General features: G+C 66.5%; 10 protein-coding genes. All 10 read left to right on the top strand.

Going from position 1 to position 10,922, the window contains the following annotated elements; genetic code table 11:
• On the top strand, positions 1-2,340 hold a 2,340-nt coding region (rpoC, locus tag B4F19_RS09330), incomplete at its 5' end, for a DNA-directed RNA polymerase subunit beta' (protein WP_292734397.1).
• Positions 2,341-2,701: 361 nt separating this feature from the next.
• Positions 2,702-3,319 (top strand): hypothetical protein, encoded by a 618-nt coding sequence (locus tag B4F19_RS09325; RefSeq protein ID WP_292734395.1) that lies wholly within the window; start codon positions 2,702-2,704, stop codon positions 3,317-3,319.
• Between the two features lie 133 nt (positions 3,320-3,452).
• A complete protein-coding gene (locus tag B4F19_RS09320) occupies positions 3,453-4,373 on the top strand; it encodes an ABC transporter (RefSeq protein WP_228177332.1) in 921 nt (306 codons plus the stop codon).
• Positions 4,374-4,420: 47 nt separating this feature from the next.
• The gene (locus tag B4F19_RS09315) at positions 4,421-4,879 is read left to right on the top strand and encodes a hypothetical protein (protein ID WP_292734392.1); all 459 of its coding nucleotides are present in this window, start codon (positions 4,421-4,423) and stop codon (positions 4,877-4,879) included.
• A gap of 67 nt (positions 4,880-4,946) precedes the next feature.
• Positions 4,947-5,603 (top strand): spermidine/putrescine ABC transporter substrate-binding protein, encoded by a 657-nt coding sequence (locus tag B4F19_RS09310; protein WP_228177330.1) that lies wholly within the window; start codon positions 4,947-4,949, stop codon positions 5,601-5,603.
• Between the two features lie 57 nt (positions 5,604-5,660).
• Complete coding sequence (locus B4F19_RS09305; RefSeq protein ID WP_292734389.1) at positions 5,661-7,175, top strand: DUF5684 domain-containing protein; 1,515 nt, start codon at positions 5,661-5,663, stop codon at positions 7,173-7,175.
• A 258-nt stretch (positions 7,176-7,433) separates the two neighbouring features.
• Entirely contained in the window at positions 7,434-7,802 is a 369-nt protein-coding gene (gene rpsL, locus B4F19_RS09300; RefSeq protein WP_013584051.1) for a 30S ribosomal protein S12, read from the top strand.
• A 5-nt stretch (positions 7,803-7,807) separates the two neighbouring features.
• Entirely contained in the window at positions 7,808-8,278 is a 471-nt protein-coding gene (gene rpsG, locus B4F19_RS09295) for a 30S ribosomal protein S7 (protein WP_228177328.1), read from the top strand.
• A gap of 83 nt (positions 8,279-8,361) precedes the next feature.
• On the top strand, positions 8,362-10,476 hold the full coding sequence (gene fusA / locus B4F19_RS09290; protein ID WP_228177327.1) for an elongation factor G: 2,115 nt from the start codon (positions 8,362-8,364) through the stop codon (positions 10,474-10,476).
• Between the two features lie 161 nt (positions 10,477-10,637).
• The coding region (locus B4F19_RS09285; RefSeq protein WP_292734386.1) for a GTP-binding protein at positions 10,638-10,922 on the top strand (285 nt) is incomplete at its 3' end.

The raw sequence follows: 10,922 nt of genomic DNA, 5'->3' as shown, positions 1-10,922 counted from the left end.
TTCGAGCCGCAGCTCGTCGAGGGCAAGGCCATCCAGCTCCACCCGCTCGTGTGTGCAGCCTTCAACGCTGACTTCGACGGTGACCAGATGGCTGTGCACCTGCCGCTGTCGGTCGAGGCTCAGGCCGAGGCCCGCATCCTGATGCTCGCCTCGAACAACATCCTCAAGCCCTCGGACGGCCGTCCCGTGACCCTGCCTTCGCAGGACATGATCATTGGCCTCCACCACCTGACCACGGTCAAGGAGGGGGCGACCGGTGAAGGCCGCGTGTTCGGTTCGGTGTCGGAGGCGATCCTCGCCAAGGACGAGGGCACCCTCGACCTGCAGGCCAAGGTCCGCATCCGTGTCCCCGGCCTCACGTTCCTCGAGGGCGACGCCCCCGAGGGCTACGAGCGCCACGGGCTGCTGGATGCCTCGCTCGGCCAGGCGATCTTCAACGACGCGCTGCCCAAGGGATACCCGTTCGTGCGCGAGCAGGCCGACAAGGGCAAGCTCAGCCAGATCGTCAACAAGCTCGCCGAGGAATACCCCAAGGTCGAGGTTGCTGCGACGCTGGACCGCATCAAGGATGCCGGTTTCTACTGGGCCACGCGCTCGGGTGTGACAGTCGCGCTCAGCGACATCCTCACGCCGCCGTCGAAGAAGGAAATCGTCGCCGGCTACGAGAAGCAGGCCGCGAAGGTCCAGGCACAGTTCGAGAAGGGTCTCACCACCGACGCCGAGCGTCGTCAGGAGCTCATCAAGATCTGGACCGAGGCAACCGACGAGGTCCAGAAGGCGATGCGCGCCCACTTCCCCGAAGACAACACCATCAACCGCATGGTCAGCTCGGGTGCTCGTGGTAACTGGCTGCAGATCCGGAACATCGCCGGTATGCGAGGCCTGGTGAACAACCCGAAGGGTGAGATCATCCCCCGTCCGATCATCTCCTCGTACCGCGAGGGTCTGTCGGTGGCTGAGTACTTCATCGCAACGCACGGTGCCCGTAAGGGTCTGGCCGACACGGCTCTCCGTACCGCCGACTCGGGTTACCTCACGCGACGCCTCGTGGATGTCTCGCAGGATGTCATCATCCGTGAAGAGGACTGCGGCACGTCTAAGGGCCTCGAGTTCACGATCGCTGCTCCCGGTAGCGACGGCAAGCTCGTCCGCGACCCGAACGTCGAGAACTCGGTGTTCGCGCGGACCCTCGCTGCGGATGTCATCGGCGAGAACGGCGATGTCGTGGCCGAGGCCGGCGACGACGTGGGCGATGTGCTCATCGACAGGCTGGTTGCTGCCGGTGTCACCTCCATCAAGGTGCGTTCGGTTCTGACCTGTGACTCGGCTGTCGGTGTCTGCGCGACCTGCTACGGCCGCTCGCTTGCCACCGGCAAGATCGTCGACATCGGTGAGGCAGTCGGCATCATCGCTGCCCAGTCGATCGGTGAGCCCGGTACCCAGCTGACGATGCGTACCTTCCACACCGGTGGTTCGGCCTCGGCGGAAGACATCACGCAGGGTCTGCCCCGTGTGCAGGAGCTCTTCGAGGCCCGTACCCCCAAGGGTGCGTCGCCGATCGCCGAGTTCGACGGTCGCATCACGATCGACGAGACCGACAAGTCCAAGAAGATCATCCTCACGCCCGACAACGGCGACGAGGCTGTCGTGTACCCCGTCCTCAAGCGCGCGACGCTGCTTGTCGAAGACGGTCAGCACGTCACCGTCGGTCAGCCCCTGCAGGTCGGCACGCTCGACCCCAAGGAGGTCATGCGTGTCCAGGGTGCTCGCGAGGTGCAGAAGTACCTCGTGAACGGTGTGCAGGGCGTGTACCGCTCGCAGGGTGTGCCGATCCACGACAAGCACATCGAGGTCATCGTGCGCCAGATGCTGCGCAAGGTCACGGTCGTCGACCACGGCGACACGAACCTGCTGCCCGGTGAGCTGGTCGACTTCCGTCGCTACCAGGACATCAACCGCCAGGCTGTCGCCGAGGGCAAGCGCCCGGCATCCGGTCGCCCGGAGCTGATGGGTATCACCAAGGCGTCGCTCGCTACCGAGTCGTGGCTGTCGGCCGCCTCCTTCCAGGAGACGACCCGCGTGCTCACGCAGGCTGCGATGGAGGGCAAGAGCGACCCGCTGGTCGGCCTCAAGGAGAACGTCATCATCGGAAAGCTCATCCCCGCCGGAACCGGACTTGCGAAGTATCGCAACGTCGCGGTCGAGGCGACGGAAGAGGCCAAGAGCGAGCGGTACCCCAACCGCATCTTCGCCTCGGACGGCGCGTACAGCGACGCCGACCTGAGCTTCGTCGACTTCGACAGCTTCTCGACCGACGACTTCACGGGCAACTACAACTGACCCACGTCGTCACCCCACGCAGGGCCTCGGGTTTTCCCGGGGCCCTGCGTCGTCCCCAGCATCCCCTCACCCCCAGCCGAGTTGTCCTTCCCTCCGCCGAGTTGTCCTTCATGTCCGGCTCCGCGGCACACGCGGGTCGCGGGGACATGCCCTCGCCGGCTGCGCCGGCTCCCGCCAGACCCGGTGCCAGCCCCGCGACCCGCGTGTGCCACTGCGCCTTGGCATCTGAGTGGAAAAAACGGAAAGGAACTGTCGCGTCTTGCGGGCTTCGCGACACTCGCGCCAACTTTTCCGGGCGTCGCGAGCGGTTCCGACCGGCTCGAACGGTGTCGGCGTCGTACGGTTGCTGGCGGAGGTCACCATGGCTCGCGTTCCCGGTCGCGACAACCGCATCGCTGTCCCCGCGATGGTGCTGTCTCTGGCGATTGTCGGGGCGCTCGTCTGGTTCGCCGTCCCCGCCATGCCGCTGGTTATGGCGTGGGCGGGAGGTACAGCGGGCAACGCCGTCACCATGCTCGCCGCAACCCCGACGCCGCACGCTGTCGTCGCCGAAGGGCTGAACGTTGCCGAGACCGACTGCCGCGAGCTGTACCCGAACGACCTGTGGAACGAGCTCACCTGGACATCCGATGCGATTCTGAGTCAGTCCACGGCGGGACCGGCAACGGCGATGTCTGACCTCGTCGCGGCCCTGGCGCCCACCGCAGCGCGGACCTGCACGTGGACCACCAGCGCAGGGCAGGCCGTCGTCACGACCTTTGCGACTGTGTCAGCGGATGCCGCGGGGATGGCAGAGGCTTCCCTGCGCGGTCAAGGCTTCGCCTGCGCGACGACGGAGGGCACGCTGGAATGTTCGTCGACGACGGATGCCGGCACCGAACATCAAGCTGTGCACGGCCCGCTCTGGGTGACGACCGTCTCGAGCGCGTGGTACCCGGAGGACTACGACCACCGCATCGCGATCCATCTCTGGCAGTGATGTCAGCGAGTTGGGGGTGGCTCAGCAGTGTCGCCGAGAATCCATATCGGCATCCGCACGGCCTCGTTCCGCGGATCTGAACCAGGGTCGGGGTAGTCTGCGAGCCGAGGATCTACCTCGGGAGGAGTTTCGCATGAGTGACGACAAGCCCACGCCCGGCGAGCCCGTGGAGGAACCGGTCGGCGAGCCCGTCGCCGAGGAGCCGCCCGTCGATGACGTTGTCGGCAGCGCGCGCGAGAGCCTCGCGGATGCCGAAGCCGCTGGGTCGGCAACGCCCGAGGCTGATGCACCTCCCGCCGAGCCCGTGGTCGTTGAACCCGTCGTGGTCGAGCCTGTGGCAGAGCCGACGAGCGTCGAACCCGAGGCCGAGCCCGTTGTTGTCGAATCCGCGCCAGCGGAGGCGGCAGCCCCCACCGAAGCATATGAGGCCACCGTTGTCGCACCCGTGGTGACGGCGAGCGAGCCGGGCGTGGGACCCTACGGTGCGCAGCCGATCTTCGTTCAGGCGCCTGAGGCTCCGCGTCCTCGCGGCAACCGTGCCGCTGCGGGCGCGATCGGCCTGCTCGCGGCGCTCTCGTTCGGAGTTCTCTACCTCGCCGTCTGGGTCGGTCTTGGCCTCATCGACGGATCCGTGACCGTGGGCAGCATAGGCACCGCGCTGCTTGCGGCGCTGGGGACCTGGGCCCTGTGGGTGCCGGTCGTTGTGTTCTTCGTCGCGTTCTGGTTGCTTGGTGCGATCATCAACCGCGGCCGCTGGGCGGCGTGGGTGATCTTCGGTCTCATCGTCGGGGTCGCGGCCTACGGGGGGCACCTGCTGGGGCAGCTGTTCCAGGCGCCGTTCTGGAACCTCACGGCCGCGGAGGGCGCAGAGCTGGTCGAAGGCCAGCTGTTGGCTCCGTTGGCTATCGCTGCCTTCATCATCGGCCGTGAGCTCACGATCTGGTTCGGTTCGTGGGTTGCCGCGCGCGGCAAGCGGATGACCGAGCTCAACGTCGAGGCGCGCCGTGAGTATGAGCGCACTCTCGAGGCGGGTCCGCAGCTGCACCAGTACTAAGGCGCGGTGGGAGCACCCGTGACGGTGGCTCGGAGCGCGTCCAGCTCATGAGCCGGTCGCGGAGGGCAGCAGCAACGGCGGCGGGAGCCGTGCTGTTCGCGGCGGTGCTCATCGCAGCGTTCGGTATCGTCAGCCTGCTCCTGGACGAGGACGTCATCGTCACGCCGGGCCTGGGTCAGGCGCCGGGCATCATCGCCGTCGGCGCTTCGCTCGCGGCGGTGGCGGCGACGATCTGGGCGCGGATGCTGTCCCCAGGCATCTGGGGAACGCTGTTGTGGAGCGGCCTTGCCGGCTTCCTCGGTTACCTCGCGGGGCTGGGTGTGGCATCCGTGTGCGCGTCGGCGGATGTCGCCCGCGCGCTCTCCGCCGTCGGGCGCGCAGCAACCACTTGGCCGGGTCTGGTCGTGATCGCAGCGGCGATCCTGGCAGCGGCGATGGCTCTGGCAGTCGTGCGCGGCGCCGATGAAAACGCTCGGTGGCCGTGGGAACGAGAGGACGACGAGTGAGCGCCTCGACACGCGCAGTCTGCGACGGAGCCTCGGCGGACGAGGGCTCCGGCGCTACCGTAGAGGTGTGGAGCGCTCGCTCGAGACGGAGGTGAGCCAGGCAGTCGATGCCTGGCTGCGCTGGCTTCCGCGCTGGGAACCCGCGACCCACCGCGGGCGGGTGGCGCCGTGTCGACGGTGCTTCGGGTCACCAATCCTGTCGGCGGCGGGTCTTGGCTCCGATGTGCCGCACGGTGTGCAGCACGGCCTGTCGACCCGCATCAAGACGATCGTCGACCATGCGGTTGCCGATTACACGGCACAGAACCTCCCGATGCTGCAGGCGGAACTCGATCAGCAGGCTGCCCGTAACCGCGCCCGCAGCTACCGGCCGGCTGAAGGCCTCGAGCCTGAGTTCGAGGGTCTGCCGCTGGACCCTGACCCGGTTCCCGGTGCTCCGTTCCTGTTCACGATCTCGGGTCTTGCCGACGAAGCAGACGCCGATGTTCCGGCGCTTCCGCCCCTGAGCCCCGAGGCGAAGGCGGCGCTGCGCCAAGAGGTCGGGCTGGCCGACGACTATGCCAACATGATCGGGCGGGATGTCTGCACGATCCTGCTCCATCATCGACTGCGCATCCAACAGGGAGTCAGCCAGTACGTCGAGCCGCAGATCACGGCGATGCTCGACGATCTCGCCCGGTCGCTGGACGCGCCCTTCGATCCTCGTGACGCCGTCGGGGAGTGATGGCTCCACGGTGACCGGACGCGTCGTCGCGCATGGCTGCGGCCTAGGGTGGATGCCATGACCGACGGCACAGCGATGAATCAGGCGCTGATTCTGTTGATCCCCGTCTCGGTGACGATGATCGCCCTGTACGTCTGGTGCGCCCTCGCACTCGGGGCTGTCTTCGCGAAGTCGGGTGAGCCGCGGTGGAAAGCGTGGGTCCCGTTCCTGAACATCGCAGCGTTGCTCGTTCTGGGAGGCATTCCGGGATGGTGGGTCCTGCTGCTGGTGGTCCCGGGGTTCGGCGCTGTCGCTGTCTGGGTTCTCATGATCGTCGCCGCGCATCGCATCGGACTCTCCTTCGGGTATGGGGGAGGGATGACGGTGCTGGCGGCTCTGCTGCTGCCCGTGTGGGCGACGGTGCTCGGTTTCGGATCGGCGCGCTGGATCGGACGGGAAGGCCGCCGCCGTCGTGGCACGGCAGCCGATGCTGGAGTGTTCGGTGCCTCCGACGCTGGCGGGGGGAGAGCGGCGTCAGCGCCACCGCCTCCACCAGCGCCGCCTGCCGTCTCCCCGTTCGCCCCACCGCCCCTCGAGCCTTCTGCGCCCGGAGCAGACACTGACTCGCGGTCGCGCGCTGAGGATTCCCACGCCGACGACGGATGGGACCTGCTTTCCGCGTTCACCGAGGCCGAGCAGAGTCCGCCGGCATTGGTGCCTCCCGTCGCGCCGGCTGCGTCGCCGTCGGCAGAGGTGCCCGAGGAGGCACGGCAGGTGCCGGCATCCAATACGCGGGAGCCGGCGCCATCCGCTCCCGACGAGCCGGCAGCACGGGACGAACCCGCTGCTGCCCCTGAACCCGCCGCTGCCCCCGAACCGTTCGCGCCGCCCGCGCGTGCTGCACGACCTCCCGAGACCGGTGCTACGGGCCTGGCGCCGGCGGCCGACGCGGATGCCCCCGGCCGCGTGCCGGCGGGTGAGCCGATCGATGACGTGACGGATGCCGTTCCCGGCGCACCGGCGCCGGTTTCGGCGGTCAGCGGTCGGTCGCCCTATGAGGACGCGCCCCTGTTCCCGCCGGTTGCCGACGGCGAACACTGGGCGACGGGGCCGGATGCAGAGCCCTTCCCCGAGACTTCGGGGGCAGTTTCGGCGATCGTTGGTTCCCCGGTGGCGGGATCGCCGCGAATGGCGCGATCGGCGGTGTCGGCATCCGCTGATGTTGAGGGCGACTTCGACGCAACGCTCCTGGCCCACCGCAATCGTCAGCGGTGGTCGCTCGTGACGGCGGCGGGCGACGAGTTCGAGTTGCGCGCGCAGGTCGTCATCCTCGGGCGGCGCCCGTCACCCGACCCTGCTCACTCGGGCGCGCAGCTCGTGGCACTCGATGACGTCACGGTCTCCAAGACACACGCTCGGTTGGAGTTGCGCGGCGAACAGTGGCACGTCGTCGATCTCGGGTCCACGAACGGCGTCGTTGTGATTTCGGTCACGGGGAGCGAGCTCGAACTCGCTCCCGGAGGGGAAGCTCCGGCCGGGGAACGGATGCTGCTCGGCGACCTCGAGTTGCGACTGGTCCGCGCGTCGCGTTGACAGCAGGGTCGAGAATGGTCTGCGTTTGACCGACCTCCGAAAACCCGCGTATCATTGATCGGGTGTGCGCCTGCGCGCCACTTGTGCTGCGCCTCGGTGTGTCGCAAGGCAAGCGCGGTCCGCACATCAGGGAACGGCCTGCGAACAGGCCACCCCCACGGCATATCCACCACACGACTCGCGACAGACTTCTGGCGCGCCGGTGGATCTGTGGTGAAACCACGAGCTGTCACCGTGCAGCACAACCAAGGAGAAAACGTGCCAACCATTCAGCAGTTGGTTCGAAAGGGACGGTCGCCCAAGGTCAGCAAGACCAAGGCCCCCGCGCTGAAGTCGAACCCGCAGCAGGCCGGGGTCTGCACCCGCGTCTACACCACCACCCCCAAGAAGCCGAACTCGGCGATGCGCAAGGTCGCTCGCGTGAAGCTGCGTAACGGCACCGAGGTGACCGCCTACATCCCCGGCGAGGGCCACAACCTGCAGGAGCACTCGCTCGTGCTGGTGCGCGGCGGCCGTGTGAAGGACCTTCCCGGTGTTCGCTACAAGATCGTCCGCGGCGCCCTGGACACCCAGGCTGTCAAGAACCGCAAGCAGGCCCGTAGTCGCTACGGCGCGAAGAAGGGCTGAGAAAAATGCCTCGTAAGGGTCCCGCCCCCAAGCGCCCCGTCGTCAACGACCCGGTCTACGGCGCTCCGATCGTCACCCAGCTGGTCAACAAGATCCTCGTCGACGGCAAGAAGTCGCTCGCCGAGTCGATCGTGTACGGCGCCCTGTCGGGTGTCGAGTCCAAGAACGGCCAGGACGCTGTTGCCACGCTCAAGAAGGCGCTCGACAACGTGCGCCCCACCCTCGAGGTCAAGAGCCGCCGCGTCGGTGGTTCCACCTACCAGGTTCCCGTTGAGGTCAAGCCGCACCGTGCGAACACCCTCGCGCTGCGCTGGCTTGTCAGCTACGCGAAGGGTCGTCGTGAGAAGACGATGACCGAGCGCCTGCAGAACGAAATCCTGGATGCCTCGAACGGCCTCGGTGCCGCGGTCAAGCGCCGCGAAGACACCCACAAGATGGCCGAGTCGAACCGCGCATTCGCCCACTACCGCTGGTAACACCCCTCCGCCGTTCCCGCAGGCCACGAACCTGCGGGAACGGCAGAGTCCGCGACATCCCTCACCACACGTAAGGACATCCCGTGGCACAAGAAGTGCTCACCGACCTGAACAAGGTCCGCAACATCGGCATCATGGCTCACATCGACGCCGGCAAGACGACGACGACCGAGCGCATCCTCTTCTACACGGGTGTCAACCACAAGATCGGTGAAACTCACGACGGCGCTGCCACCACCGACTGGATGGAGCAGGAGCAGGAGCGCGGGATCACGATCACCTCCGCGGCAGTCACCTGCTTCTGGGAGGGCAACCAGATCAACATCATCGACACGCCGGGTCACGTCGACTTCACCGTCGAGGTGGAGCGCTCGCTGCGCGTCCTCGATGGCGCAGTCGCCGTCTTCGACGGCAAGGAGGGCGTTGAGCCCCAGTCCGAGACGGTGTGGCGTCAGGCCGACAAGTACAACGTCCCCCGCATCTGCTTCGTCAACAAGATGGACAAGCTCGGCGCGGACTTCTACTTCACCGTCGACACGATCGTCAGCCGCCTCAAGGCCAAGCCGCTCGTGCTGCAGATCCCGATCGGGGTCGAGAACGACTTCGTCGGCGTCATCGACCTCATCTACAAGCGTGCGCTGGTTTGGCCCGGTGACGCCAAGGGTGACGTGACGATGGGCGCGAAGTACGAGATCCAGGAGATCCCGGCCGACCTCGTCGAGAAGGCCGAGGAGTACCGCGCGAAGCTGCTCGAGGCCGTCGCCGAGACCGACGACGAGCTGCTGGAGAAGTACTTCGGTGGCGAGGAGCTCACCCCCGAAGAGATCAAGGGTGCTGTTCGCAAGCTCACGATCGCCGGTGAGGCCTACCCGGTGCTGTGTGGTTCGGCGTTCAAGAACCGCGGTGTGCAGCCGATGCTCGACGCCGTCGTGGACTACCTGCCCTCGCCCCTGGACGTTCCCTCGATCGAGGCTCACGACCCCAAGGACGAAGAGAAGATCATCGAGCGTCACGCCGACCGCGAGGAGCCGTTCGCTGCTCTCGCGTTCAAGGTCGTTTCGCACCCGTTCTTCGGACGCCTGACCTACATCCGCGTGTACTCCGGTCACCTCGACTCCGGTTCTGCCGTCGTCAACTCGACGAAGGGCAAGAAGGAGCGCGTCGGGAAGATCTTCCAGATGCACGCGAACAAGGAGAACCCGGTCGAGTCGGTCACCGCTGGTCACATCTACGCGGTCATCGGCCTGAAGGACACGACGACCGGTGACACCCTGTCGGATGCCGACAACCAGGTCGTCCTCGAGTCGATGACGTTCCCGGAGCCGGTTATCGAGGTCGCCATCGAGCCCAAGACGAAGGCCGACCAGGAGAAGCTGGGTCTCGCGATCCAGAAGCTCGCCGAAGAGGACCCCACGTTCCGCGTCGAGCAGAACTCGGAGACGGGTCAGACCGTCATCAAGGGGATGGGCGAGCTTCACCTCGACATCCTCGTTGACCGCATGAAGCGCGAGTTCAAGGTCGAGGCCAACGTCGGCAAGCCGCAGGTGGCCTACCGCGAGACGATCCGCAAGGCCGTCGAGCGTCACGACTACACGCACAAGAAGCAGACCGGTGGATCGGGTCAGTTCGCGAAGATTCAGTTCGCGCTCGAGCCCCTCGAGGTCACTGCCGAGAAGATCTACGAGTTCGAGAACAAGGTCACCGGTGGCCGCATCCCGCGCGAGTACATCGAGCCCACCAACCAGGGCTTCCAGGACGCGATGAACGTCGGTGTCCTGGCCGGCTACCCCATGGTCGGTATCAAGGCGATCCTGAACGACGGCGCGTCGCACGACGTCGACTCGTCGGAAATGGCGTTCAAGATCGCCGGTTCGATGGGCTTCAAGGAGGCCGTCCGCAAGGCGAACCCCGTCATCCTCGAGCCGCTGATGGCGGTCGAGGTGCGTACTCCCGAGGAGTACATGGGTGACGTCATCGGTGACCTGAACTCGCGTCGCGGCCAGATCCAGTCGATGGAGGATGCCGCGGGCGTCAAGGTGGTCCGTGCCCTGGTTCCCCTGTCGGAGATGTTCGGCTACATCGGCGACCTGCGCTCGAAGACCTCGGGCCGCGCGGTCTACTCGATGGAGTTCGACAGCTACGCGGAGGTCCCCAAGGCCGTCGCCGACGAAATCGTCCAGAAGAACAAGGGCGAGTGATCGCCCACGGATGCCGCGCCCGCGGCATCCGGTTCTTCGGGGTTACAACTTCACACCAGAAACACACACACCCTCTCGCCTAGACTGAGAGACATCCCCGTAGAGTGCCGGTCGCAATCCAGCGCCCGGAGCTTCTACATGACCGTCCTGAGGAGGACCCAGTGGCTAAGGCCAAGTTCGAGCGGACCAAGCCGCACGTGAACATCGGAACGATCGGTCACGTTGACCACGGCAAGACGACGCTCACCGCGGCGATCTCGAAGGTGCTCGCCGACAAGTACCCGTCGGCCACCAACGTGCAGCGTGACTTCGCGTCGATCGACTCGGCTCCCGAGGAGCGTCAGCGCGGTATCACGATCAACATCTCGCACGTCGAGTACGAGACCCCGAAGCGTCACTACGCACACGTTGACGCCCCGGGTCACGCTGACTACATCAAGAACATG

Origin of the sequence: Microbacterium sp. UBA1097, assembly GCF_002313585.1 — a bacterium.
Taxonomy (GTDB): Bacteria; Actinomycetota; Actinomycetes; order Actinomycetales; family Microbacteriaceae; genus Microbacterium.
This window is presented reverse-complemented; position numbering and strand designations above follow the sequence as displayed.

Excerpts from the sequence above, each read along its gene's own strand:
- B4F19_RS09325 (WP_292734395.1), top strand. The coding sequence starts at position 2,702 with ATGGCTCGCGTTCCCGGTCGCGACAACCGCATCGCTGTCCCCGCGATG.
- B4F19_RS09320 (WP_228177332.1), top strand. The coding sequence starts at position 3,453 with ATGAGTGACGACAAGCCCACGCCCGGCGAGCCCGTGGAGGAACCGGTC.
- B4F19_RS09315 (WP_292734392.1), top strand. The coding sequence starts at position 4,421 with ATGAGCCGGTCGCGGAGGGCAGCAGCAACGGCGGCGGGAGCCGTGCTG.
- B4F19_RS09305 (WP_292734389.1), top strand. The coding sequence starts at position 5,661 with ATGACCGACGGCACAGCGATGAATCAGGCGCTGATTCTGTTGATCCCC.
- rpsG (WP_228177328.1), top strand. The coding sequence starts at position 7,808 with ATGCCTCGTAAGGGTCCCGCCCCCAAGCGCCCCGTCGTCAACGACCCG.